The sequence below is a fragment of the Roseibium sp. MMSF_3544 genome (assembly GCF_030732845.1).
Classification (GTDB): Bacteria; Pseudomonadota; Alphaproteobacteria; order Rhizobiales; family Stappiaceae; genus Roseibium.
The window spans coordinates 126,204-151,171 of record NZ_JASHKA010000003.1; the positions used below are offsets into that span (position 1 = coordinate 126,204).

At 58.9% G+C, this 24,968-nt stretch carries 25 protein-coding genes; 14 read left to right on the forward strand and 11 right to left on the reverse strand.

What is annotated here, in order from left to right; all coding sequences use genetic code 11:
* The first annotated feature begins 38 nt into the window (after positions 1 to 38).
* Positions 39 to 683, forward strand: a complete 645-nt coding sequence (locus RBB47_RS05350) for an NADPH-dependent F420 reductase (RefSeq protein WP_305984720.1) — start codon at positions 39 to 41, stop codon at positions 681 to 683.
* Between the two features lie 29 nt (positions 684 to 712).
* Here RBB47_RS05350 and RBB47_RS05355 read toward each other — a convergent pair whose 3' ends face one another.
* The 3 genes from RBB47_RS05355 to RBB47_RS05365 form a co-directional block, all read right to left on the reverse strand.
* Positions 713 to 1,741, reverse strand: coding sequence for a DUF4105 domain-containing protein (locus RBB47_RS05355; RefSeq protein ID WP_305984721.1), 1,029 nt, complete (start codon positions 1,739 to 1,741; stop codon positions 713 to 715).
* Between the two features lie 70 nt (positions 1,742 to 1,811).
* Positions 1,812 to 2,291 carry a DUF3429 domain-containing protein gene (locus RBB47_RS05360; protein WP_305984722.1) on the reverse strand — a complete coding sequence of 160 codons (480 nt, stop codon included), beginning with the start codon at positions 2,289 to 2,291 and terminating at the stop codon, positions 1,812 to 1,814.
* 90 nt (positions 2,292 to 2,381) lie between these two features.
* Positions 2,382 to 2,759, reverse strand: a complete 378-nt coding sequence (locus tag RBB47_RS05365) for a DUF4174 domain-containing protein (RefSeq protein WP_305984723.1) — start codon at positions 2,757 to 2,759, stop codon at positions 2,382 to 2,384.
* 288 nt (positions 2,760 to 3,047) lie between these two features.
* On the opposite strand from RBB47_RS05365, the gene RBB47_RS05370 reads away from it, so the two are divergent.
* Both RBB47_RS05370 and RBB47_RS05375 read left to right on the forward strand, forming a co-directional pair.
* The gene (locus RBB47_RS05370) at positions 3,048 to 3,512 is read left to right on the forward strand and encodes a DUF302 domain-containing protein (protein WP_305984724.1); all 465 of its coding nucleotides are present in this window, start codon (positions 3,048 to 3,050) and stop codon (positions 3,510 to 3,512) included.
* Between the two features lie 137 nt (positions 3,513 to 3,649).
* Complete coding sequence (locus tag RBB47_RS05375; protein ID WP_305984725.1) at positions 3,650 to 4,012, forward strand: EthD domain-containing protein; 363 nt, start codon at positions 3,650 to 3,652, stop codon at positions 4,010 to 4,012.
* A 174-nt stretch (positions 4,013 to 4,186) separates the two neighbouring features.
* Here the strand turns inward: RBB47_RS05375 and RBB47_RS05380 are convergent, their stop codons facing one another.
* Positions 4,187 to 4,501 (reverse strand): antibiotic biosynthesis monooxygenase, encoded by a 315-nt coding sequence (locus tag RBB47_RS05380; protein ID WP_305985004.1) that lies wholly within the window; start codon positions 4,499 to 4,501, stop codon positions 4,187 to 4,189.
* 256 nt (positions 4,502 to 4,757) lie between these two features.
* Between RBB47_RS05380 and RBB47_RS05385 the strand changes: the two genes are divergently transcribed.
* On the forward strand, positions 4,758 to 6,011 hold the full coding sequence (locus tag RBB47_RS05385; protein ID WP_305984726.1) for a fasciclin domain-containing protein: 1,254 nt from the start codon (positions 4,758 to 4,760) through the stop codon (positions 6,009 to 6,011).
* Between the two features lie 68 nt (positions 6,012 to 6,079).
* Here the strand turns inward: RBB47_RS05385 and RBB47_RS05390 are convergent, their stop codons facing one another.
* On the reverse strand, positions 6,080 to 6,973 hold the full coding sequence (locus tag RBB47_RS05390; RefSeq protein ID WP_305984727.1) for a helix-turn-helix domain-containing protein: 894 nt from the start codon (positions 6,971 to 6,973) through the stop codon (positions 6,080 to 6,082).
* Between the two features lie 161 nt (positions 6,974 to 7,134).
* On the opposite strand from RBB47_RS05390, the gene RBB47_RS05395 reads away from it, so the two are divergent.
* From RBB47_RS05395 to RBB47_RS05420, 6 genes are all read left to right on the forward strand, one after another.
* Positions 7,135 to 7,833 (forward strand): hydrolase, encoded by a 699-nt coding sequence (locus RBB47_RS05395; protein WP_305984728.1) that lies wholly within the window; start codon positions 7,135 to 7,137, stop codon positions 7,831 to 7,833.
* Positions 7,834 to 7,945: 112 nt separating this feature from the next.
* On the forward strand, positions 7,946 to 9,742 hold the full coding sequence (locus RBB47_RS05400; RefSeq protein WP_305984729.1) for an amidohydrolase: 1,797 nt from the start codon (positions 7,946 to 7,948) through the stop codon (positions 9,740 to 9,742).
* A gap of 71 nt (positions 9,743 to 9,813) precedes the next feature.
* Complete coding sequence (locus tag RBB47_RS05405; RefSeq protein WP_305984730.1) at positions 9,814 to 11,538, forward strand: amidohydrolase; 1,725 nt, start codon at positions 9,814 to 9,816, stop codon at positions 11,536 to 11,538.
* A 17-nt stretch (positions 11,539 to 11,555) separates the two neighbouring features.
* On the forward strand, positions 11,556 to 11,819 hold the full coding sequence (locus tag RBB47_RS05410; RefSeq protein ID WP_305984731.1) for a DUF1427 family protein: 264 nt from the start codon (positions 11,556 to 11,558) through the stop codon (positions 11,817 to 11,819).
* Between the two features lie 35 nt (positions 11,820 to 11,854).
* On the forward strand, positions 11,855 to 13,489 hold the full coding sequence (locus RBB47_RS05415) for an MFS transporter (RefSeq protein WP_305984732.1): 1,635 nt from the start codon (positions 11,855 to 11,857) through the stop codon (positions 13,487 to 13,489).
* 162 nt (positions 13,490 to 13,651) lie between these two features.
* Positions 13,652 to 13,948, forward strand: coding sequence for a hypothetical protein (locus RBB47_RS05420; RefSeq protein WP_305984733.1), 297 nt, complete (start codon positions 13,652 to 13,654; stop codon positions 13,946 to 13,948).
* Between the two features lie 262 nt (positions 13,949 to 14,210).
* Here RBB47_RS05420 and RBB47_RS05425 read toward each other — a convergent pair whose 3' ends face one another.
* The 6 genes from RBB47_RS05425 to RBB47_RS05450 all read right to left on the reverse strand — a co-directional run bounded on the left by RBB47_RS05425 (position 14,211) and on the right by RBB47_RS05450 (position 21,390).
* Complete coding sequence (locus RBB47_RS05425) at positions 14,211 to 15,239, reverse strand: LacI family DNA-binding transcriptional regulator (RefSeq protein WP_305984734.1); 1,029 nt, start codon at positions 15,237 to 15,239, stop codon at positions 14,211 to 14,213.
* Positions 15,232 to 16,719, reverse strand: coding sequence for a glycerophosphodiester phosphodiesterase family protein (locus RBB47_RS05430; protein WP_305984735.1), 1,488 nt, complete (start codon positions 16,717 to 16,719; stop codon positions 15,232 to 15,234). The genes RBB47_RS05425 and RBB47_RS05430 overlap by 8 nt, the downstream gene beginning before the upstream one ends.
* Before the next feature lie 9 nt (positions 16,720 to 16,728).
* Positions 16,729 to 17,787 carry an ABC transporter ATP-binding protein gene (locus RBB47_RS05435; RefSeq protein WP_305984736.1) on the reverse strand — a complete coding sequence of 353 codons (1,059 nt, stop codon included), beginning with the start codon at positions 17,785 to 17,787 and terminating at the stop codon, positions 16,729 to 16,731.
* Positions 17,787 to 18,617 (reverse strand): carbohydrate ABC transporter permease, encoded by an 831-nt coding sequence (locus RBB47_RS05440; protein WP_305984737.1) that lies wholly within the window; start codon positions 18,615 to 18,617, stop codon positions 17,787 to 17,789. The genes RBB47_RS05435 and RBB47_RS05440 overlap by 1 nt, the downstream gene beginning before the upstream one ends.
* A 4-nt stretch (positions 18,618 to 18,621) precedes the next feature.
* Positions 18,622 to 19,923, reverse strand: coding sequence for a carbohydrate ABC transporter permease (locus RBB47_RS05445; protein WP_305984738.1), 1,302 nt, complete (start codon positions 19,921 to 19,923; stop codon positions 18,622 to 18,624).
* Positions 19,924 to 20,022: 99 nt separating this feature from the next.
* A complete protein-coding gene (locus RBB47_RS05450) occupies positions 20,023 to 21,390 on the reverse strand; it encodes an ABC transporter substrate-binding protein (RefSeq protein ID WP_305984739.1) in 1,368 nt (455 codons plus the stop codon).
* A 449-nt stretch (positions 21,391 to 21,839) separates the two neighbouring features.
* Here RBB47_RS05450 and RBB47_RS05455 point away from each other — a divergent pair, with 449 nt between their 5' ends.
* Genes RBB47_RS05455 through RBB47_RS05470 form a run of 4 tightly spaced genes read left to right on the forward strand, consistent with a single transcriptional unit; the run spans position 21,840 to position 24,937 of the window.
* Positions 21,840 to 22,232, forward strand: a complete 393-nt coding sequence (locus RBB47_RS05455) for a Spy/CpxP family protein refolding chaperone (protein WP_305984740.1) — start codon at positions 21,840 to 21,842, stop codon at positions 22,230 to 22,232.
* Between the two features lie 55 nt (positions 22,233 to 22,287).
* The gene (locus tag RBB47_RS05460; protein ID WP_305984741.1) at positions 22,288 to 22,911 is read left to right on the forward strand and encodes a Spy/CpxP family protein refolding chaperone; all 624 of its coding nucleotides are present in this window, start codon (positions 22,288 to 22,290) and stop codon (positions 22,909 to 22,911) included.
* Positions 22,912 to 22,933: 22 nt separating this feature from the next.
* Complete coding sequence (locus RBB47_RS05465) at positions 22,934 to 23,620, forward strand: response regulator (RefSeq protein ID WP_305984742.1); 687 nt, start codon at positions 22,934 to 22,936, stop codon at positions 23,618 to 23,620.
* Between the two features lie 12 nt (positions 23,621 to 23,632).
* On the forward strand, positions 23,633 to 24,937 hold the full coding sequence (locus tag RBB47_RS05470; protein ID WP_305984743.1) for a HAMP domain-containing sensor histidine kinase: 1,305 nt from the start codon (positions 23,633 to 23,635) through the stop codon (positions 24,935 to 24,937).
* The last annotated feature ends 31 nt before the right edge of the window (positions 24,938 to 24,968 follow it).

Here is a 24,968-nt window from a genome sequence, read left to right on the forward strand (position 1 = left end):
CGTCCAAATACAAGCCATCACCAACGAAGGAGATGGTCATGAAAATTGGCATTATTGGATCAGGCGGCATGGCGAAAGCGCTGGCCGGCAAATGGAGTTCCACACATGAGGTCATGCTGTCGGGACGGGACGTCACCAAGGCTTCCAGCATTGCAGCTGAGATCGGCGCGACCGCCGGCACCGCATCGGCAGCTGCCACCTTCGGTGACGTGATCGTACTTGCCACCCGATGGGAAGATGTCTTCAGCGGGATTGAAAGCGCGGGCGGCCCGGACGCGTTCGCCGGTAAGGTCGTCATCGACATCAACAATCCCGTCAGCATCGAGACCTTTCTGACGACGCGCGACGATGGCCGGTCGCTCACACAGGCCATTTCGGATCACCTGCCGGGCGCGCATGTCGGCAAAGCCTTCAACATGGCGCAGGTTGCCGTTTGGGAGGACGAGAACATGACCTACGACGGACGCCAGATGGTCACGCTTTATACTGCAGACAACGCGGCGAACGATACGATCGTGCAATTGATCAAGGATGTCGGCGCTGAACCTTTGCGGCTCGGAGGCAACGAACATGCCTATCAGCTGGAAGCCGCTGCTGCGATTGTCATCAAGTTCCTGTTCGCGGGCCGGGACCCGCACACGATCTTCAACTTCATCCAGCCCGAGGTGAAAGCCGTCCGCTGAAGCGGCTCAGAGAAGGGTCTGGCAAGAGCCTAGTCGGTTGCCGGCGGATCCGTTTGTCCGATGCGGGAGCGAAGATGCCTGCTCCAGGCATTGGCGTCTTCAAACTCCCAAGGGGCGCGCACGCCGGGACCTAGTTTCTGGCGCTCAATGAGTGCCTCTTCGCTTATGCCGCTTTCGATGATGCCCAGGTCCTGGAACAAGCCCACCGACGCCCCCGGGACCCAGCGGCGCAGGTCATACCAGGGCACTGTTTCCTGGAGCCTCGGGCTCAGATTGACAAGCGTTGTGAAACAGCTTTCGGCGACCGTTGAATAAAACTGTGGCGTATCGTGCAAGTCCGCGACGAACTCAAGAAGTCGCCTGAGATAGGCCCGGATCTCGGCATCCGAGCCCTGGATGTCGAAGAAATAAAGCTCATTGGGCGGAATATGGGCGAGGCGCTTCCAGAGCAGGTCCCGCTCGGTCCCGAGGACCGGGTAAAGCTGATCATGACGGAAGAAACCTGCCAGGGCGTCGAACTTCTCCCAGCTTGTGCGCCGAGCCTCGAAGGAAACGGCAAGATGGTCTCCATTCGCAAAGGCGAAGGTCATCATCACGTGGACGGTCGCCAGTGAATTGCCGAAGGGTTGATAGACGAGCTGGGCGCCCGTCAACGCGTCCAGGTCAAACGAGTGCGTTGTCCATCTGGGCTGCGCAGGTGCTCCGACCGGGTGAACCGCATCCCGGTAATTGACTATCTCGACAGTGTTGCCGGAGAACCTGGCATTGAGGATGCGTTCGTGAAGCGGCACGAATGCCTGTGGCAGAACTTCCTTTTGGGAATAGGCGAAAAAGAACACCCCGATCGCGACAAGTGCAGCCAAACGCCGGAGCCATAGTCCTTGTCCCGGGAAAAACCATAAAGCGGCCAGCACCGGAACGATCCCGACCGCAAGTCCCGACCGCATCCAGTCCGGCCAACCCAACCAGTAGTAACTGGCCGCGGCCATGAAGACCGAGACCAGAACCAGCAGCCCCCCTGCCAAAACGCCGACACCAGTCAGAAGGAAACGTCTCATGCGCGCGGTTTCTCTTTCAGGTATGACTCATGCCATACCGGAAACATAGGGGTCATGCCAGACGTGGTGGTCAGATGGATACGGCCGCCCCGACCGCCAGCGACGCCATCGCGGCTGCACTCAAAGGTACGCGCAATTTTGGATACCAGGCAGGCGCCTCGTCACGCGTTGTGGCTTGGAGATCAAGGTACAAAACGAGCGCGAACGCCGCCGCCATGACAAGCAGTCCGTAAAATGGCGGCAGGAACAAGGCTCCCCAACCGATGAGGGACGGAACCACGCTGAGACACAGACGTTGAGCAAAGGCGTTTGTTTGCACACCGGCACTGATCGCCAGTCCCCATTGAATGCCACCGAGAAAAGAGAGAATAACCGCGCCATAAAAAGCAAGCGCCCTCGTCGCCAGATCGGTCCATTCCTGAGGCGCGAATACGGCTGCCAGAGCGCAAAATGCAAAGGGGATAGCGCCGGTTCCGCCGAGCCAGAGAGCGGGCGCTGGTACGGTGCTGAACCCTTCGGGCTCGGTGTCGATTGAACCAATCTTTGTCATCTGCTTTTCCGTCCGGCGGATCCGAGCTGAACCGTCCGCAATGAAATTCGGGCTCACTTGGCTCGTCGAGCGCGCTCCAAGAAAAGCGCTTCAGCCGCCTTGCTTTTTCATTTCCTGCCGTCGCATCGGCATTGTGTCGATAAGGGCGAAAACCTCGTTGGCAGAGACCGGTTCACGTGAGCGCAGCTTTATGCCGGTATCCTTGCCGAGCAAAAGCACTTCGAAGCTGTCATCGTCCTTTCGCAGGAACGCCGCCAATTCCGGTCCGGATATCTCGAGTTCCGCACCCAAAACGGTTTTTGCCTTTCCGCCGACAATTTCGACAACTGCCATGTGGCGTTCGGTCAGGTCTCGTTTGGTGCCCTTCAGCTGCTGGCGCTGTTCTGCAAGGCAGTCATCGCGCCCATCGGGCGCAAAAACAACAAGGACCCTGTGTTTCCAGGCCCAGGCCTCCGCAGGGCTTGCCATTGACGATCCAATCCCGCTCATCGAAAACAAGGTCGAGAGAGATACGATCGCGGCTTTTGTCAGTCTTGATCCGATTTTGAGACCCTCCCGGCAAATCTCATGGCTTACGCAAGGCATGGACATCCGGATTTCGGACGGACCGGATTTTCCGGATTCTCCCAGTCAATTTGCCGATCTGCCTTGTTTCGCAAAATGGCTGCATTCGGCTCATAAAAGTGTGATTGGCCAGACCGGCAATCTACGAATGAAACTGCCTGCCGTAATTGATCCAACCGCCCGGAGGTTCCCATGCTCGATTTCGCTTTCAAAACTTTTGTCGCCACCCTGGCTGTGACCGCCTGGATGACATCTGCCAAGGCAGACGACTCATCTGGTCTCGTCCACGTGCCGAGCGCTCATTCGGTTGAACAAACCGCTGACAATCTGGTGGCTGCGGTTGAAAAGGCAGGCGCGAAGGTATTTGCCCGGATCGATCACGCAGCGGGCGGCAAAAGCGTCGGCATGGAAATTCCGGCGAACCAGGTTGTCATCTTCGGCAACCCGCAGCTCGGAACACCCGTGATCCGCGATGCACCGGAAGCCGGTCTCGATCTGCCCATACGGGTGGTGGTGATCGAAACTGATGACGGCACGGTCCTTGTCTACCACGATCCGAAGACGCTCGCGGCCGCACACGGTCTGCCTGCCGATCATCCGAGCATCGGCAAGATGACCGGTGCGCTCAAGAACCTGACATCCGCCGCAGCAAAATAGCCCCGCTTGGCGCTTCTTTTGCGCCGTGCCGCGGCATTTTATTGCCGCGGCTCAGTATGCCTGATTTCCATTGCCATGCCGGCCAGGTTGGTGAACGGTATTGTCACCTGAATTGATGTCTCATTGGAGGATTTCAGATGATCAAGCTGATCATGTGCCTGACCCGGCGTGCGGATTTGAGCCGGGAACAGTTTCTTGATTACTGGCTGAACCAGCACGGTCCGTTTTTCATGGAAAACGCGTCGAAGATGCGCACCAAACGATACTTGCAGGATCACACTCTGGACTCGCCCTTGAATACAATGATGCGGGATTCCCGTGGCATGATGCCGGAGTTCGACGGCGTTGCCGAGGTCTGGTTCGATTCAGAAGAAGATCTCGTGGAGGCCATGAGTTCAGCGGAAGGGCAGGCGTTCAGCGCCGCCCTTTTGAAAGACGAAGGCAATTTCGTCGACCACTCCCGGTCCAGTGCCTTTCTTGTGCGCGAGCATGACTTTTAGGTCACGCACGAAAATTTAGGATACGCGTCCGCCCCGTTTTCAACCGCGGAGACGACCGGGCGCCACGCCGCGACAGCGAACATTTCCGAGGCTTTGGCAAGCCGGTGTTTGCGCAGGCTCCTGCCCGAGGTTTCTGCAGGATCGGGGTGACAGGTTTGCTGCCTGGTCTTGTGTCTATTCGCTCAAGACGGGTTCAAATCCCTCGAATTTGGGGTGACCGGCATACATGTGTTTGTTGCCACCCGCATTCTTGTGCGCCTCACGAAAATGCTCGGACCGGGTCCAGTTTACGAAGTCTTGCTGGCTGTTCCAGATCGTGTGGGTGGCGTAAAGCGTTGTGCCGCTGTCTTCGTCAAAAGCGCCTTTCATCAGATGAAAGGTCTGGAAGCCGGGAACATCGGACAGCCTGGATTCCCGTTCACGCCACACCGTCTCGAACGCCTCTTCCTGGCCTTTCAAAATGGAAAACCGGTTCATTGCCAGATACATGAGTTGCTCCATTTGAATGTGTCCCGCCTGTCACGGGGTTGAATTTGGACATAACCTGACCTGACTGTTCATATTTTTCAAGGCCCAAGCACACGCGATCTGCGTGACCGAAATGATTTGGCAAACCGGGCAATTCCAACGCACGCCGCCTTCCACTTCACGCGACTGTGATCAAGAAAAGTCTCCGAGCGCGAAACCGTTTCCCCGACCAGCCGTAAACGTTCGCGATGGGGCGCTGGTAGGGAGCGCAAACAAAATGTCTACGGAGCACGAAACCAACACTATCCTCGATATTGCAACAACAAACGACAACTTTAATATTCTTGCAGCAGCTCTTTCCGAATTCCCGGATCTCGTTAAGGCTGCCGGCGACAAGACCAAAGAACTTACGGTTTTCGCACCAACAGACGAGGCTTTTACCAACTTGGCAAAAGCGCTCGGATTTACCGTAAACAACGAAGAAGAGGTTGTGAAAGCGCTCATTGACGCTTCCACGCTGCTGTCACCTTCCGACGACCCAACTGCCTTTCTCGGCTCTGTCCTGCCCTATCACATCGCGCCAGAAGAGTTGGATGGCGTTGCCGTTGCAGGCGCCAGCAGCATCAAGACACTGTCCGGTGAGACGATCCACCCGGACAGTTCGAAAGGTCTTTCGCTCGGAGACAAGGACCGTGATTTTGCCGATCCCAACGTTACAAATCCGTCTGGGTCCGCGAACGGGATCGAAGCTGATAACGGCATCATTCACGTTATCGACAACGTGCTCCTGCCCTTTGATCTGACATTTGCCAAGGGTGGTTTCCTGTTTACCGGACGCGGTCCAGACGCGGTGATCGGCTCAGACCATTTCGATTTCATTTCTCTTGGTAGCGGAAATGACATCGCCAACGGCCTTGGCGGCCATGATGTCATTTTCGGCGGGCGCGGCCATGACCTGATCAAAGGCGGCGACGGCGACGACAATCTTTTCGGCGGGCGCGGAAAGGACACACTGGAAGGCGGCGGCGGCAATGACAAACTCATTGGCGGACGCGGAATGGATATGCTGGAAGGCGGCGCAGACGACGACTATCTGAACGGTGGGCGCGGAAAAGACACTTTGGAAGGCGAAGAGGGTAACGACTTCCTGGTCGGCGGCCGGTCTGCGGACAGTTTTGTGTTCAATCCGTTTCGCGCCGGTGAAGGCCACGACGTGGTGGCGGATTTCAATGCGAAGCGAGACAAGCTGGTTTTGGATCTGTCAGACGGCTTGGAGGCGGCCCCGGATCTCCTGGCAGAGATTGCCGCCTTTGGTGACCCGGGCCTGCAATTCACCGACCTGCTCGAGTTTGATCTGGACGCGGAAACGGATGGACTTCAGGCTGCGGTGTCGCTGGGAGCTTCGGAGGACGGCGACCTTTTGATCACGCATCTCAACGGCACCATCGAGCTTAACGGTATCTCGCCGGACGTCGAACTGGACGCGCTGCTTCCAGCCATCCAATTCGTTCCCGAAGGGCTCATTGCCTAGCGGTGCCAGCGCAAGAAGGCGCCGGATATTCATCTGGCGCCTCCTCTTTGTTATCGAACCAGTCTCAGTCACCCCTTGCGCAGCTCACCGGGCGTGACACCGATCTCGGCTTTCATGCGGCTTGTCATGTGGGCCTGGCTGGAAAATCCGGTCCGGAAAGCGACCTCGGCCAGCGGCATGGACGTCTGGAGAATGAGATCGCGGGCACGTTCAACACGCCGTTTCGCAAGATACTTAGACGGCGAAATACCAAGCTCGGTCTTGAACACCCGCGTGAAATGAAACGGGCTCATATCAATGGTCTGGGCGAGTTCCGTTAGCCGGAGTGAATCTCCGATCCTGTCCTCAATAAACTCCAGAACCGGTTTCATCACACATCCGGGCTTGACCCTGCTCAGATCGTCGACATAACCGGTCCGCGACCGCACCGCCCTCAGAATGCCGAGCCCGAGCAGATACGCGCGGCTGTCCATCTCGATGGAGGTTGGCGGATCCTCGCAATTGGCGGCGCGCTGAATGTAAGCCGCGGCGTCGCTGCCAGCTGCAGCATCGAAAAGCGCAAAAAAATCTTCCGGCTCCGCGATCGCCGCACCTTCAATCTCATCGGCTATCTCGCAAAGAAGGCCCTGGTTGAAGTAAAAATGCGCGTAGTCGACCGTGCCGCTCGAAGCGAAGACCCCGGCGCTGTTCGGCTTTTGAAGCGACAGCGCCCCCTGGCTTGCAATTGTCAGACCGTCATTCAAGTCAAGGCGGCGGGCATTCGCTCCGCCGATATGATAGGTCAGGATGTAGTGGCCAACGCCGCTGAAATGAATTCCCTGACCCAGATTCGCCCGGTGCCGCACGGCAGGCATATTCCAGCGCTGGTCCACGCCGAAAATCTGCGGAACATCGTCCGGCGCACGTATTTCCCTGTAGACCCGGCAGTGCTCCGGCTCGTTTTGAAAGGCGTGACGACCCATTGTTCAGTCCATGTTGACGCGCAGTAGCAGCACGCAAATCCAATGCGCAATTTCCTGTAAAACATATGCACTAAAGATGAAATAAATCCAGCTGAGAGCGCCTATCTCCTGTCTCATCCGAACCGGAAACCCTGTTCGCCCAAGATGTTATGGAGATTAAAATGTCCGGGAACCTCGAACTGCTGACACCGCAGAACGCGCAGCTAATTTTCATCGATCACCAGCCGCAGATGGCTTTCGGCGTGCAATCGATCGACCGCCAGACCCTGAAAAACAATACGGTTGCCCTTGCCAAGTCAGCCAAGGTTTTCGACCTTCCGGTCACGATCACAACGGTCGAGACCGACGGGTTTTCCGGCCACACGTACCCGGAGCTGTTGTCCGTCTTTCCAGAAGCGCCGCTGCTGGAGCGCACGTCCATGAACTCCTGGGACGACCAGAAGGTGCGGGATGCGCTGGCAAAGAACGGCCGCAAGAAAGTTATCGTTTCCGGCCTTTGGACCGAAGTCTGCAACCTGATGTTCTCACTCGATGCGATCCGCGAGGGCGGTTACGAGATCTACATGGTGGAAGATGCCTCCGGCGGCACGTCCCGGAATGCGCACGACATGGCCATGCAACGCATGATCCAGGCCGGCGTCGTGCCGGTGACCTGGCAGCAGGTCCTCCTGGAGCTGCAGCGTGACTGGGCCCGCAAGGAGACCTACGATCTGGTGCTCGATGTGGTCAAGGAGCACTCCGGTGCCTACGGCATGGGCGTCGATTACGCCTACACCATGGTTCACAAGGCACCAGAGCGCGTCGCTCATGGCGAACGCCTCGACCCAATCCCGGCCCCAACTGCCGTTGCTGCTGAATAGCGCAGAAACCAGAAACCAGAAACCGGATGCCAGCGCCTGATTAACCGGCGCTGGTAGCGGTTCCCCATCGACACACGATTAAACGCCGCTGCACAGCGGCAGGAGACAAGTCATGCCTCTTCACCGCCGTCAGTTTCTCCAGGGCGCGTCCGCGCTTCTGGCCTCCAGCTCCCTGTCCACGGCCTTCGCCCAGGCCCAGGACAGTTTTGCGGACCTGGTCGTTCTTGACGGACGCATCACAACAATGGATCCCTCGCGCCCGGAGGCGACGGCACTTGCCGCGCGTGGCGGCCGGTTCATTGCCATCGGAGACGAAGCCGATGTTGCTCCGCTGATCGGCCCGTTCACACAGGTGATCCGCGCGAACAAGAAACGCGTCATTCCCGGTCTGATCGACAGCCACACGCACTCGATCCGCGGTGGCGTCAACTACAACCTTGAAGTTCGCTGGGACGCGGCGGACAGCCTGGAAGAAGCACTTCACCTTTTGCGCCTGCAAGCGGACCGGACACCCGAGGGCCAGTTCATCCGGGTCGCCGGCGGGTTTTCCGAATTCCAGTTCAAGGAAAAACGCCTGCCGACCATCGAGGAGCTCGACAGTGTCGCGCCGAACCATCCGGTTCTGATCCACTACCTGTACAAGATGACGCTGCTCAACAGCCGCGCGATCTCCTATTTCAATTACGATCAGGCCGATCACCCGACCTATCCGGGCGGGATCATCGAGAAGGACGAGACTGGCGCGTCAACGGGCCGGCTGCTGGCCGCACCGTCCGGGCTCTTGATGTACAAGACCCTCAGCCAGGCTCCCAAGCTGTCGATCCGCGACCAGATCAACTCCTCCATGCAATACATGGACGAGCTGAACTCACTGGGGATCACGTCCGTGTCGGATGCAGGCGGCGGCGGCATGGAGTTCCCGGATGCCGACCCCTACAAGGTCATCAATCATATGCACCGGGAAGGCCTGCTGACCACGCGTATCGGCTATCACACGTTCCCGCAGGTCAAAGGCCGCGAGTTCGACGACTACACGGACTGGACATCCCGCTTCACGCCGGGAACCGGCGACGACATGCTGAAACTCGTAGGTGCCGGTGAAAACCTGACCTGGGCGTCTTACGACTACGAGATCTTCGGCGACCCGCGCCCGGAAATCGACCGGGATGCCGAAGAGATACAACACAAGATCATGACGCTTCTTGGCGAAAAAGGCTGGGCGTTCCGTCAGCACATCACCTACGACGAAACGGGTGACCGGCTGCTCAAGGTCTATGAAGACGTTGCCAAGGGGGCAGGTCTCGTCGATGGCTGGTTCGTTGACCACGTCGAGACCTTTTCGGAACGGAACCTGGAAAGGATCGCGGAACTCGGTGGCGGGATCGCGCTGCAGAACCGTCTCCAGTTCCAGGCCGAGGATTTCGTGCGCAACTACGGCCCGGAGAAGCTGAAGAAGACGCCGAACTTCCGGTTCATTATGGATCTGGGCGTGCCGATGGGCGGGGGCACCGACGCGACCCGTGTGACCTCGTATAACCCCTGGTACTCGATCCAGTGGATGGCGACCGGTCTCTCGCGCGGCGGCATGCGGATGTATGACGATGCCAACCTGCTCACACGTGAAGAAGCCCTGCGTGTCTGGACGACCGGCTCTTCCTGGTTCACGGGGGATGGTGGCCGGAAGGGTGCAATCGCAGAAGGCCAGCTTGCGGATTTCGCGATCCTCGATCGCGACTACTTCGCGGTGACCGACGCGGAGATCGCGCGGATTACCTCCGCCCTGACCGCGGTCGACGGCAAGGTGGTCTTCGCCAAGGACGACCTGGCGCATCACGATCTGCGGCACGTACCACCGGTCAGCCCTGACTGGTCGCCTGTGATCACCTTTGGCGACACCCGGTCGCTGTAACAAACAATTGCGAGACCGGTCCTGGCACCGGTCTCGCGACGACCTCGCTTCCCCGATTCCAGAGAGATTTCATGACCCACGCAGACCTGATCCTGACCAATGGAAAAGTCACGACCTTTGATGACCAGGACCGGGTCGCCGAGGCTGTTGCAATTGCAGGCGAAACGATTCTGGAAGTCGGTTCCGATCACGACATCATGCGGCTCAAGAGCAACGACACAAAGGTGATCGACCTTCAGGGCAAACGCGTGATTCCCGGCCTGATCGACAGCCACACGCATATCATCCGACAGGGCAACAACTTCGCCATGGAACTGAGGTGGGACAATGTTCCATCGCTTGCGGACGGACTTGCCATGCTCAAGGCACAGGCCCAGCGCACTCCGGCCGGACAGTGGATCCGGGTCGTCGGTGGCTGGTCCGCAGACCAGTTTGCTGAACGGCGGTTGCCGACCATCGACGAGATCAATGCGGTCGCGCCGGATGTGCCTGTCTATGTGCTGCACCTTTATGATCGCGCGTGGCTGAACAAGGCCGCCCTGCGCGCGCTCGGGATCGACAGCCACTATTACGAACCGTTCGTATCGGGCCGGCTGGAGCGCGACGACACCGGAAATCCGACAGGGCTGGCGCTTGCGCGTCCGAATGCGCAGCCGCTTTATGCGCTTCTCGACATGGCACCGAAGCTTGATTTCGAGCAGCAGATCCTGTCGACGAAACACTATTTCCGGGCTTTGAACGGGCTTGGCCTGACTTCGGCGCTCGATTGTGCCGGCGGCTTCCTGAACTACCCGGACGATTACGGCGTCATCACCGAGCTCAACCGCAGAGGTGAGCAGACCGTGCGTATCGGCTACCAGCTATTCGCGCAGCGTCCGCTCTTTGAGCTCGACGACTTCAAGCGCTGGCACGACATGGTGAAACCTGACCAGGGCAACACTTACCTCAAGTGTGTCGGCGCCGGTGAAATGCTGGTCGCCTCCGCTTACGACTTCGAGGACTTTTCCTATCCCCGTCCCGAGTTGCCCAAACGTATGGAGGGCGATCTCAGGCCGGTGCTGGAATTCCTGCTCGAAAACCGGTGGCCGATCCGGTTCCACTGCACCTATGAAGAAAGCGCCCATCGCCTTCTTTCGGTGCTCGAAGAGATCGGACGCGACAAAGGGCTGGAAGAGCTCAACTGGATCTTCGATCACGGCGAAACGATTTCGGAAAAAACCATGGAATGGGTCGCCCGCCTGGGCGGCGGCATTTCTTACCAGAACCGCATCGCTTTTCAGGCGACTGCCTTCCGCGAGCGCTACGGCGAAGAGGCGCTGCATGATGTCATGCCCGTCAAGAATATGATGGCTTCCGGCGTGCCGCTTGCGGCCGGGACAGATGCGACGCGCGTGTCGTCCTATAACCCCTGGCTTGCCATTCATTGGGCCGTCTCGGGCAAGGGCCGCGGCGGCGACGTTATCTGGTTGGCCGACAATCGTCTGAGCCGCGAAGATGCCTTGCGCCACTGGACCGCAGCCGGTGCCTGGTTCAGCCGTGAACAGGGCATCAAGGGACAGATCATGGCGGGTCAGCTTGCCGATCTCGCCGTGCTCGACCGGGATTACTTTGCCGTTGATGAAAGCGAGATTGCGGACATTACCTCGGACCTCACGCTGTCCGGCGGCAAGATCGTCCATGCCAAAGGTGCGCTCGCGGATTACGCGCCACCTGCGCTGGCAGAATTGCCGGACTGGTCGCCCGTCCCGTTCTTCGGTGCCCCTGGTGCGCCCGGCAACATCAACCTCCCTGCATGACCCCACCGGAGATAGACATGAACTACACACCTTATCTCGTCTCGTTGGCCATCGGACTTGGGGTTGGAGTCCTCTACGCCCTTCTCGGCACCCGTTCGCCGGCTCCCCCCGTGATCGCGCTTTTGGGGCTCCTCGGCATGCTTGTCGGTGAAACCGCGGTCTCGTGGGCAAAATCAAAACTGACCGCGCAGGAAGCGGCCGTCCATTGCCTTGACGGCAAATCCTTTGCGGTCGCGCCTGCCGCAACGGATGACCGGTCACAGCCCAGCAAAACGGCCTGACCAGGCCTCGACCTCGACACAGGACCGGTTTTCCGATGACGGCAACGACAGAAGACAAAACCAAAGACGACCTGACCTCCAAGGGGGCAGCACCCGGCGGTGGGGCATGGAGCCCGTTTCGATCCCTGCCCTTTGCGATGCTTTGGACGGCAACTGTCGTCTCCAATGTCGGCACCTGGATGCATGATGTTGGTGCCGGTTGGCTGATGACGACATTGTCACCGAGCCCTGTCATGGTTTCATTGGTCCAGGCCGCGACGACCCTGCCTGTATTCCTGTTCGCTCTCGTTGCCGGTGCGGTCGCCGACATTGTCGACCGCCGGCTGCTACTCCTGATCGTCAACCTTCTGATGGGAGTGCTGGCCTGCCTCTTTGCGATCCTTGTCGCAAGCGGCCAGGCAAGCGTGGAACTGCTCCTGATCTTTACGTTCCTGCTCGGCACCGGAGCCGCGTTTGCCGCGCCGGCCTGGCAGGCGATTGTCCCGAGCCTCGTTCCGAAAAAAGACCTCGCAGCGGCGGTCGCGCTCAATTCCATGGGCATAAACATAAGCCGTGCTATCGGCCCGGCGCTTGCCGGGGTCCTGATAACCGCGGTCGGGCTGGCGTCACCCTTTGCCCTAAACGCTCTCAGTTTTGTCGGCATTCTGGCCGCACTTTTTTTCTGGAAGCCGGAGAAAAAGGCAGAAAAGCGATTGCCTCCCGAGCCCGTCTTCAGCGCGATCCAGACGGGATTGCGCTATGCACTGCACAGCCCTGCCCTCAAGGCGACGCTTGTGCGCGCCATCGCATTTTTCGTGTTTGCCAGCGCCTATTGGGCAATGCTGCCGCTGATCGCCAGGGACCTGCTCGAGGGTGGCCCCGGCCTTTACGGAATGTTGCTCGGGTGTGTCGGGGCCGGTGCGGTTCTTGGTGCTCTCCTTCTGCCGAAGGTCCGCAAACAGCTTGGATCGAACAATACGGTTGCCGCTGGAACCATTGGCACGGCGCTGGCTCTCGCCGTCTTTGCACTCGTGCCCTCGGCTCTCGCCGCGTATGCGGTCTCGTTGCTGGCCGGATTCGCGTGGATCGCCGTGCTTTCCAGCCTGAATGTTTCGGCGCAGGCTTCCTTGCCGGAATGGGTCCGCGCGCGCGGGCTTTCCATTTACCTGACAGTCTTTTTCGGTTCGATGAGCCTCGGCAGCGTGGTCTGGGGTCAGGTGGCGTCCTTCGCCGGTATTCCCGCTGCGTTGCTTGCAGCCGCACTCCTGTTGATTGCCGTCCTTGCGGTTGTCCGCAACGTGCCGTTGACCTCGGTTGGTTCGCTAGACCTCACACCCTCGGCACATTGGCCGGCGCCGGTAGTGTCAGGCGAGCTCGAACCGGATCGCGGTCCGGTGATGATCCTGATCGAATACCATGTGGATCCAGCCGACAAGGAGGCCTTCCTTTCGGCGCTCCGACGCTTTTCCGCTGAACGCCGGCGCGACGGAGCGGTTGACTGGAACGTTTTTCAGGACGCCGAAAACGATGCGCTCTGGACCGAAAGCTTCGTTGTCGCGAGCTGGCTTGATCACCTGCGTCAGCATGACCGCGTGACCAAAACGGATGCTGACCTTCAGGAAGACATCCGGAAGTTCCACCAAGGTGCCGAGGCGCCGAGGATCCGGCACCTGATTGCGCCTTCTCCATGACGCACCTGCGTGTCCGGAGCATTTGGTTCACGTCATCGGGAGCCCGCTGCGGATCAGGAGCGGCCAGGGTACGGACCCTGGCCTCTCGAAATGACAGGTCTCCGTTTCGTCGTATACTTGCACCCGCAAACAAATAAGCAACTTCGAACGGGAGCAGGCGACATGGCCGGAAACATCACGACGGAGCAGGATTTTCTGGAGCAGGTGGCTGGAAAACGGCTGGTAGATGGCAACAGCTGGGTCATCATCAACCCCGACGGGACTGTCGAAGGCGTTGGACCGGACCAGCAACCGGTTTCGGGAACGTGGTCCTGGAGCGAAACTTTCTACCGACGTTCGATCCACTTCGACGGCAAGGATCTGCCAGAGGACCTGCAGGTTGTTTCCATCGACGGGGACAGAGTTTCTTTCGCACATCAGCGCGGCGCAGGCGAGACCATCACCTGGAGCATTGGCTAGGGTCCGGACTCATAAATGAAGCCGATTTGGCGGCATAAATGGCGAAATCACACAAGGAAGCGTGTGAAGAGCGGGCTTTATGCCCGGTCAAGCGCGTTGACGCTGCGAGGTGAAGCCATTTTGCCGTCCTTCGGATTTGACCGTTTTGGCCATCTGCTTCGTCGCGAAAGGCTTGAAAATGAACCACATTTCCTGCGCTTTCGCTCCTTGCCGCTGGTCAAAACGATCCAAACCAAATTGACTTCATTTATGAGTCCGTACCCTAGGCTATCGAGGAGCCGACTGTTGTTCCACGCTGTATCAGGGAGACACCGCAGGTCTCGACCTGCTGCGGCAGGTCGGGCTCTTCGAGGCGCTGCATCAGGAGATTGAGCGTAATCTCGCAAAGCTCGTGTCGGCTCTGCACGACCGTCGTCATGTCATATGACTTCCAGGACGCCTGCACGATATCGTCGTAGCCGATCAGCTGCAGGTCCTCAGGGATCCGCAAACCATATTCGTGGCGCAAACCGTCCATGACGCCGAGAGCCAGATAATCCGCCGTGCAGAAAACACCGTCGACTTCGCTCCGCACCTTGTTCACATAAGCAGATGCTGCCAGGCCGCCATCGTAGGACTGAGTCCCCCAGGCGATACGGACCACCGGAACACCGGCATCATTTGCGATCTGCTCGAAGGCAAGCGCGCGTCCGTTCACTGAATAGGACGAGCGTTCCGGGGTCACGACTGCGAGCTTCCGGCAGCCACTTGCAATGAGATGTTCGAAGGCCAAGCGGCCGCCTGCTTCGAAGTCTGTGACGACGCGGTCGACCGGTGCGCCCGGATCGCGCTTGTTGACCACTACCAACGGCACCCCGTTTTCAAGGCATTCCCGGCAGATTTCTTCCGGTGGTGTGTCGGAGGTTACGATGACGCCGGCAACGCTGTACTGAAGCAGCGAACCGATCAGCTCGGCAACGTCAGTGGAAGGATCTCCCCGCAAGAGAATGGGCCTGAAGCCGCCTTCCAGCAGTCCTTGCGACAGCAAGTCGATCTGCTCGGCGCGGAAGGGATTGTCCAGGTCAGCCGCAACCACACCGACAAGATCGGACTTCTGCTTGTGCAGCGACCGCGCCAGAACATTCACGCGATATCCGAGCTCCCGCGCCGCCTTGATCACTTTCTCACGCGTTTCCTCAGAAACACTGGCGCCGTCGGTGAAGGTCCTTGACACAGCCGATCTTGAAACGCCTGCCAATCGGGCGACATCGAAGGAATTGACCTGTTTCTTGGGAGTCCCCTGATCAGTCATTCTTCTTTCCGTTTCTTGATTGAGCAAGCAGGTTCCGGGCAAGAAACGGCTCGTTCACGTTGAGAAGATCCGGCTCAAGTTCTATCAAGTCCGAAAGTACGCCGGGATGGCTGCCCATGTAGGCAAGCATGACCTTCCGCCCCGCCTGCCGAACGGCCTCAATGTCGCCGGCATTCGCGTTCCGAACGTTGAACTCGATGATCTCCGCATCATAAGCATCCAGGCAGTCCCCAAGCGTCTCGTAGTCCTCTGGCCGGGCCATCAGGTGCGCTTCCGGAAAGGCCCCGTGAATTTCGGCCAGGAGGCGCTTTTGAAACGACCAGAAGAAGACGTTTTCGGGCGGCAATTGTTCAAGAACCGTCGCAGCCGTCTTCAGCGCATCGGCTTCCTTGATCTCGACATAAAGCTTCCGGTTGCCGGCTTTCGCGAGGGAGACGAACTCAGAAAGACACGGCAAGGATGCACCCTTGAAAAAAGGATCGACCCAACCTCCGGTATCCAGCTTCCGAAGACAATCCAGTCTCTTCCCGGCAAGTACTCCCGAGCCGTTTGTTGTGCGCTCCAAAGTCGGATCGTGATGAACAACCAGATGCCCGTCCGCCGTCTCGCGAACGTCCAGCTCGACGTAGTCGAACCCCCCCTCCCAGGCTGCCCGGGCACTGGCAATGGTGTTTTCCGGCGCGATCCGGCAAGCGCCCCGGTGGCAGACGATTTCGGGCAGCCGGGGTGGATCGGAGCGGTAAGGGTTCACCATTTCCGGCTGATTGGAACAAATACCGAGCACCGGCATCCTGACCAGTTCCGCCAGCACGTCCGCCCGCTCTTCGTGCCAGGTCACCACCGGCAACCGCAGCGATTTCGCGTGCCGGAAAAAGGATTCGTCCAGCAATCTGTCCGGACGGTCGCTGGCCCGTTCCCAGCATGGATGAACGAGTTCCGCGCCGCAGTCTTTTGCCAACGCAAACGGGTCTCGGCCAAGACCGACGAGGAGCGAAACAGGATAAGGGCAACCCGTTTGAAGCAGCTCGGCGCAGTATTCGGGCGTATTGGCGCCGACAATGACTTTTCTGATGCGATTTTCGGCAAGGATCTCGGTCGCGAGCGTCGCCGCCCGTCCCTCCTTTGCATCGAGGTAGATCCCGGCACCGAGCTCTGCAGCCAGGCTGGCGACATCGGAAAACAGCGGAGCCCGCCGCCCGGCAGCTGACGTCAGATTGAACAGTTCCTCCGCCGTGACGTCGCCGAGCAGGGCATCGTTGCCGCAAGTGTTTGAAAGGTCTTTGTCATGAAAGGCGACCGGGACGCCATCTGCCGTCAGCCGGACATCGACTTCCCACATGTCAGCGCCCAGCGCATGCGCCAGTTTGAAGGCCCGCAGCGTGTTGTCGAACGCATAGGCGCTGGCCCCGCGATGAGCGATCGCAAGCGGCGGACCATCGTGGTCGTGGATCCAGGACTTATCCGGATTGAAGGCTGACATTGTCGCTCCTCAGAGCCTTCTGCCGTCAGGACCAAAGGCGAGAATTCTGTCTTCGGCAATGCCCCAGCTGACTTCGTCTCCAAGCTTATGACCGGCACCCTGCGACTGAATGGACCGCAGCACGGCCCCGTTTTCCAGCATGACGTCGTAGAGCTCCTCGCGCCCCTGAGTTTCGACAAAACTGATCTTGCCGTTAAGCTTCAAACCATTGTTCGGCTGGAAGAATTCAGGCCGAATGCCGAAACGCATGGCGGCACCGTGGTCCGGTATCGTAATGCCGGAGGGCACCGGGAGGGTGATTTCGGAGTTTGCCAGGCGAAAGCCGCCGCCCGCTGCCTTTCCTTCAAGAAAGGCGATCGGTGGATTGCCGAGAAAGCCAGCCACGAAGTCCGAAGTCGGATCTTCATACATTTCCTTCGGGCTCGAAAGCTGAACAATCTTGCCGTTGTCCATGATCGCAATGCGGTCGCACATGGACATGGCCTCGACCTGGTCATGCGTCACCAGCACTGCGGTGATGCCTGTCTGCTGCTGAATGCGCCGGATCTCGGACCTCATTTCAAGACGCAGTTTTGCATCAAGGTTGGCGAGCGGTTCATCAAGGAGGAGAATGTCCGGCTCGCGCACCAGTGCCCGTGCCAGAGCGACGCGCTGCTGCTGCCCGCCGGAAAGCTGTGCGGGCTTGCGATGCAACAGTTCTCCGATATGCACCAGGTTCGCGATCTCCTGCACCTTGCGATCGATCTCGGCCCTGGTCTCCTTCCGGACCTTCAGCGGGAAGGCGATGTTGTCAAAAACGTTCATATGCGGATAAAGCGCATAATTCTGAAAGACCACGCCAACATTGCGTTTTTGGGAGGAGACCCGCGTGACGTCCTTGTCCCCGAACAGAAGCCGACCACCGTTCATCCGATGAATGCCGCAGATCGCGAAAAGCGTCGTCGACTTGCCGCAGCCCGAGGGTCCTAGCAGCGCTAGCATCTCGCCGCTCCGGATCTCCAGCGACATGTCCTTGATCACGGTCGTATCGCCGAAGGTCTTGGTGAAATTTTCGATCGAGATACGCATCAGCCTTTCGTGCCTCCGCCGTAGATGTTCATGAGTTTGTTCTGGAAAACCAGGTAGATGATGATGACCGGCAGCGCGTAGAACAGTCCGACGGCCTTGAAGAGGTTGAAGTCGGCCTGGGTGCCGCCGTCCAGCAGCATCGTTGCGAGATAGGTGGACAGAACCTGTGCCTCGGTCCCGGGGGCGAGCACCATGGGCAGGATGAACTCGGACCAGCCGGACAGGAAGGAAAAGATCAGGATCGCCATGAGGCCCGGCTGCACCTGAGGCAGAACCAGTTGCCACCAGACGGTGAAACGGCTGGCCCCGTCCTGAACGCCGGCCATTTCAATCTCCCACGGAACCGTGTCGTAAAATCCTTTCATCACCCAGATGCCGAACGGCAGCTCCAGGGCGGCCTTGACCACGATGACGCCGATCAGCGTGTTGTAGAGGCCCAGCAACTGAAGGATCAGAAAGATTGCGATGATGAGCGTAACCGTCGGAAAAGCGTGCAGCACAATCAGGCTGCCAAGAAAGAACCCGCGCGCCGGAAAGGCGAGACGCGAAAGCGCATAACCTGCTGTCAGGGAGATCGCCGAGACCGAGAGTGATGTGAAGAGCGCAAAGTTGAAGGTGTTCAGTGTAACGCCCCAGATGCCCCAGCTGCCGTCGTCCAGATCCGTCCACAGAAAGCGGAAATGGTGAAAGGTCAGGCCGTTCGGGATCATGGTTCCCGGCACCTTCGTGGTGAAAGCATCCACCAGCAAAAAGGTGAGCATGATCAGAAGCGGGGCAGAAAAGACGAAGAGGACCAGGAGAACAGGCCAGTTACGGAAATTCGACTGCATATCGCTATCCTTCGATCCGCGGTTTCTGGATCAGGTTGCGGAAGTTGAACAGACGGAGATAAGCCAGGCTCGCCGCGAGGCCGATTATCACAAGGAGCAAGGCATAGGTTGCGCCGAGACCGTATTGAAGATTTCCGCCGTAGTTGTTGAGGGCCGTATGGAATGCCGCCAGCGCCCAGACTTCTGTCGCCCCGCCGGGCCCACCGTCGGTCGCGAGATAGATGTATTCAAACGACGTCAAGAGCGACATCGTCTGGTAGGACGTGATGAAAAGGATCGGCCAGCGCAGCTGCGGCAAGATGATGTGCCAGATCTGTTGCAGACGGCTCGCGCCATCGACTTCCGAGGCATAAAGCATGGAAGACGGGATCGCCCTGATCGCGGACGAGAACACGATCATTCCCATCGACGCGCCCACGAAGCCATTGATCAGGACAATCGTGGTCCAGGCGTGGAGTTCGGTGTCCAGCATCCAATTTCTCGGCGACACCCCAAACCCGGAAAGCACCGTGGATATGAAGCCGGTGTCCCAGGTGAACCAGCGCCACATGACAATGTAAAGCACGGGTGGAAGAATGCGCGGAAGGAACCAGATCGCCCTAAACGTCGCTGCCTGCCCTGATGGCAGATAGAACGTTGCGATTGCAAGGAACAACCCGAACAGCACGTTGAACGACAGGGTGAAGACAACATAGATGATGGTGTTTTTCGCATATTGCCAGGTCGAATCGAGCGACATCAAGAACCCGAAATTCTCCGTGGTCCAGACCCAGCCGGTATAAGCGACCTGGGTGATCAGGGGACGATCGGCGTCCGGGATGCCCGCCTCCTCGAGGGCTGCTTCAAATCCAGGCAGAGTGTCGAAACGCTCGTTCAACAAAGACCGCTTGAAAAGATCAGCGGCGATCTTGCGGTCGCGCGTCTTTCGGATCGGGTTTGACCGCAGATCCTTCAATGCACGCTCGACATCGCGTCGCTTTGAAAAGACTTCGCCGTCATGCAGACTTGCGAATTCGTCTGCGACCGGCTGCCCGAAATCAGCGGCCAGAGCCTCCAGGCCTTTGGCGTCGACCCGGTATCCGGCGCCTTCGATCTGCTCCAGCGTCGACTTCGGCAGACCGGCATCGGCAAGCGCTCGAAGACCGCTTGTATTGAGGACATAAGCGCCGCCTTTCACGCCGGTTGCCGTGCTCATGTTGGTGAAGGCAAAAAAGCCCGTCAGCACAACCGGTATTAGAAAGAACAGCAAGACGACGACAAGTGCCGGAGAAAGGAAGGCAAGGCCCAGCCAGCTCGAACGTTGCATGAGGTGCTCCACCGCTCGAAAATCAGTTTGCTTTTGGATGTTCCAGGGGCCCGAACCGGGCGGCGGCCGCCCGGTCCGGATGTCGATGCTCAGCCGTGATCAGCGGACGATCAGCTCGTCCCCGAGCGTGGCTTTCATCTGAACCTCGACCTCTGCAACAGCCTCCGCCGGGGTCTTTGTCCCCGTCCATGCCGCTTCCAGGCCTTTGAAGAGGGCCTCAGAATACGCGCCATAGTTCACGTGGTTCGGCTGCGAGTTCGCATATCCGAGCAGGCGTTCGGTCGCTTCGTCCGCCCAGCGGTCGTTTGCATAGAGTTCGATATTGGACTGCTGCTTGGAGATGCCGAGGTGGTTCGACTTGATCGCGTGCAGCGTGTTGATGCGCGGCTCGGAAGCAATTTTCACCAGGTTTGCAGCGATTTCTTCGGCCTCGTCATCAGCATTGTCGGTGATGAGATAGACCAGCGGATGGGTGATGGTGTTGGCGCGGCCATTTTCGTTGCCCGCCGGGATCAGGGAGAATTCGATCGTGTTCCAGAAGTCCTGGTTGCCTTCCTGGGCGTAGCGGCCGAAATGCCAGGTCCCGCCGTGCCAGATAGCGGCCTTGCCGTTGGCGACTTCGTTGTACCACTGGCCCCAATCGGTGCCGAGGTGGTTCTTGCGGGTCACGCCGGCTTCAACGGCATCGGCAAAGAACTGGTAGAATTCTTCCATCGCCTTTTTGTCGAGAACCAGCTTGCCGCTCTCCGGGTCGATGAGTTCACCGCCGAAGGACTGATAGAACTGAGCATAGTCCGGGCCGTTGGAAACGCGCGGGTAGAAGCCGTAGCCTTCTTCAACAGCTTCCATTTCGACGGCCTTCTTGGCGTCTTCCAGAACGTTCTGTAGCGTGTATTCGCCAGCTTCCACTTTTGCCGGAAGCGCGGCGATGTCTTCATCGCTATAGCCGATCTTCTTCATCGCATCCTTCCAGAAGAAGAACGGACGGCTTTCGGCATCTTGCGGCAGACCCCATTGAACATCGTCGAAAGCCGCGATTTCCATGAGGTTCGGGTAGATATCGTTTAGCGGCCAGGCATCCAGGTCGAGATACTCTTCGACCGGCACAATGTATCCGGCCTCCGACCAGGGAGCGATGTCGAGATGGGAGGTAACGACAATGTTCGGCGCCGTGCCCGCTTCGGCAGCCAGCGTCACCGCCTGCTTGAATTCCTGCCAGTTTCCGAACTGACCCTTTGATTCAACCGTGATATTGAGTTCTTCGCCACGGATCGCAGCTTCGCGCTCCATGATATCTGCTGCCATTTCAATGGCTTCCCAACGATAAGCGTCACTGTCGTTGGAGCCGCCGGCCCAAACGGTGATGGTCAGGTCTTTTGCGAAGGCATCACCGGCAACGGTTGCCGCAGTGAGGGCCAGAACGGCAGCCGCGGTGGACTGGCGCAATTTGGAAACAAGAGTGGTCATCGATCTCACCTGCTGTCTTACATGCGCCACCTCCCAAGGGAGATTTGAGCGCAGGAGGAAGTTTTGCACACGTGTGCAAAGCGATCAATATCCCCCGCAGATTACGGCTGTGTGACACCCTTTGCAGAATCTGAAAGGCGCCAGATTACGGGCTCCGTGATTTGCGCCGGCGACGGTGCAAACCCTTTGTGTATGCCGCCTGAATCAATAAAAAATCCGGTTAGCTGACACAATGACTGCTGCCTGAGAAGGCGCTGAAATTTTTTTGCACCAAGGTCAGCTTTACATTTCTTTACACAAGCGAAGAACACCGGAAACCGGCTCGGCCTACCTCTAGGTTGTCGGGACGCAGCACACGTCCCTGAGGGTAAAGACCCTAACGCCACCGGGTCACGCCGTCCGCCCACATGCCGGCGCGGTCCGGTGGCTGCAACCAAGGAAAAGATTGCATGATTTTCTATATGAGCCGGCGATTGCGCCAGAGCCTGATTGCAGGCACCGCCATGCTCTCGGCCCTCGTGCTTGTTTCCGCCGAGAGCCTTGCCCAACAGCAGGCGCGACCAATGCAGGTCGCCGACATTGCGGCTGAACTGAACCTCACCGCCGAGCAGACACCGGTCTTCACCGAAATCATGGAAAGTCACATAGCCGAAACCAAAGCCCTGCTTACCAAACACGGCGTCGACCCATCCCAGGGAAGACCGTCGCGGCAGACCATGCGCGCCCTGCGGGGTGAAATGCAGCAGAACCGCGAAGAACTCGTTCTGGAACTCGCGACTGTTTTGACGCCTGAGCAGATTCAACAGCTCAAGGCCATGACACCTCAACGTCCGCGCCGCTGAGCACACCAACTCATCACCCCACCTCCCGGATTTGTTCAAGCCAAAGGAGCTTCTGATGCTGAACAAACTTGAAAATGCCCGCCTCAAGGTATCCACCGCCGGAACCGCCCGCGTTGTCGCGGCCTGTGTCATCAGTGCCGGCATTCTGACAGGCAGCGTCATGAGCGTGAACAGCGCGCCTCAAAGTTCGGCGCTGGGTCAAATGGTCCTTACCGAGCGCTCGAGCGCGGCCCTGTTCGAATTTCCCGGCCTCCAGAAAGCGGGCTGGCGCAGAGGAGCCGGCGGCCCGGGCATGCTGCAAAAACTCAGCGATGAGGAGATCAAGGAGCGGCTGACCCGCGTGGTCCGCCACGTTGCCATCGAAATCGACGCAACACCGGAACAGGTGGACGAAATCATTAGCATCGTGACGCCGGTCGCGCTTCAGATGAAGGCAACGCAGGGCGAGTTCGCAACGGTTGCCAAGGATCTTCGCCAGCTTCTCCTGGCACAGGAAGTCGACCGGTTCGCCATCGAGGCTCTGCGCGCGGAAAAACTCGCACTGGCGGATGAGGTCAGCAAGACATTCACCAGCATGATGATCGAGGTTGCGTCCGTTCTCACCCCGAGCCAGCGGGAACAGCTTGACGAGCGTATATCGGAATTACGTGCTATGGGTCGGGGTTTCCGCCGCCATTAACGCCTGCAAAGTTCCGAGACGAATGCCCCAGCAGATTCTCCTCATCGAGGATGACGCCCGGCTTGCCGAGATGGTCCAGGACTATCTTGGCACGTCGGGTTTCAACGTTACCGTTGCAGCAACCGGTCAGGCTGGTCTCGATCTGCAGAAGCAGCGCCAGTTCGACGCAATCCTGCTCGACCTTATGCTTCCTGACCTTGACGGTCTTGAAGTCTGCAGGACGCTGCGGACCGACGACCGCACGCCAATCCTGATGCTGACGGCAAAGGGAGAACCGATGGATCGGATTGTCGGGCTGGAACTCGGTGCGGACGACTACCTGCCCAAGCCGTTCGAGCCGCGTGAACTTCTGGCTCGGCTGAGAGCCATTCTCCGGCGTGGACCGAGCGAGGCCGAAAGCAGGGTGCTCCGCTTCGGCCGGCTTGAGATTGACACTTCGGCCATGGAAGCCAGGGTCGACGGCAGGATCTGCAACTTGACCGCACATCAGTTCCAGCTTCTGGAAATCATGGCAAGCCGTGCAGGCCGGGTCCTTTCCAGGGACACAATCATGAATGCGCTGAAAGGCGAGAATCTCGCGGCCTTCGACAGATCGATCGATGTGCACGTGTCGCGCATCCGCGCGGAAATCGAGGACGATCCCAACAAGCCCAGGCGTCTGATCACCGTACGTGGTGCGGGTTACGTCTTCGCCCGCTCACAGGAATAAGGCGCCGGATCCATGGCCAAAAGGAAACGACGCCTGTTCGGCTCCGCCCTGATGCGCAGGCTCTATCTCCAGATCTATGCGACCATCGTCGCCAGCCTTGTGCTGGTCGTGATCCTGTCCGGCATTCTTTGGGAAACGCTAGGCCGGGAGCGGCTGAACCGGAACATTCTGGACACGGTCAGCCGGTTCGTTGCGCTCACGCTGCCGCCAGCGGACTCGGCGATTTCCGATCAGCAGCGCACGATCGAGGGGCTCGGCAAAGACCTCGACATTGCACTCGCGCTCTTCGACCGGTCCGGACAGCTGATCGCCGTCTACGGGGAGGCGGACATGCCGCCGGAAAGGCATACGGGCAAGACAGGCTGGTTCCGGGCGCGCGGTGGTCCGGTCCTGTCACTGGCGCTGCCGGACGGGCGCTGGCTGGTTGCCGATGCACATAGCGGGCCGCGGCTCGGACCTTTGCTGAACCTGCTCTTCACTCTGGCGCTGGTCGCCGTTTGCGTCGGGATCGGTGTTTACCCGCTTTCCAGACGACTGACCCGTCGCCTTGAAACGCTCAGCCACGGTGTGGAGCGCATCGGATCAGGCGACCTTCAGGCGCGTGTGGACGTCGAGGGGCAGGATGAAGTCGCCCAATTGGCGCGCAAGTTCAATGCCGCCGCGGATAAGATCGAAAAACTGGTGACCTCACACCGGCTGCTGCTGGCAAACGCCTCACATGAATTGCGCACGCCTTTGGCGCGGATCAAGCTTGGACTCGAGATGGAAGAGACGGACCAGCCGCAAAAACGGCGAGACGCCTTGCGGGAAGACATCGCCGAACTCGATGCCTTGATCGACGAAATTCTGGTCATGAGCCGACTTGATGCGGATACGTCAATGGACCGGACAGAGCCGGTGGACCTGCTTGCGCTTGTTGCCGAAGAGTGCACGCGCTTCGACGGCTGCACCTATTCCGGAAGCGCCCCGGATGTCATGGGCGACCCGCGTCTTTTGCACCGCATGCTTGGCAACCTGATCGAAAACGCCTTCAAGCATGGCGAACCGCCCGTTTCGGTCAGCCTGTCGGTCTCCGGAAACACAGTGAAGATCGACGTCACGGATTGTGGCAACGGCATCGCCGCTGCAGATCGGGAGCACGTCTTCCAGCCGTTTTACCGGGCGCCCGACAGACAGAATGTGGAAGGATACGGCCTCGGTCTTCCCTTGGTCAGAAAAATCGCCGAAGCACATGGCGGGACCGCCTTTATCGTGACCGGTGCAAAAGGAGCCTCGGTGATCCGGGTCAGCCTGCCGTTGGTGCGTGGCGGCGCCTGACCGACGAATTCGGACTGTCCGAAACACGAAA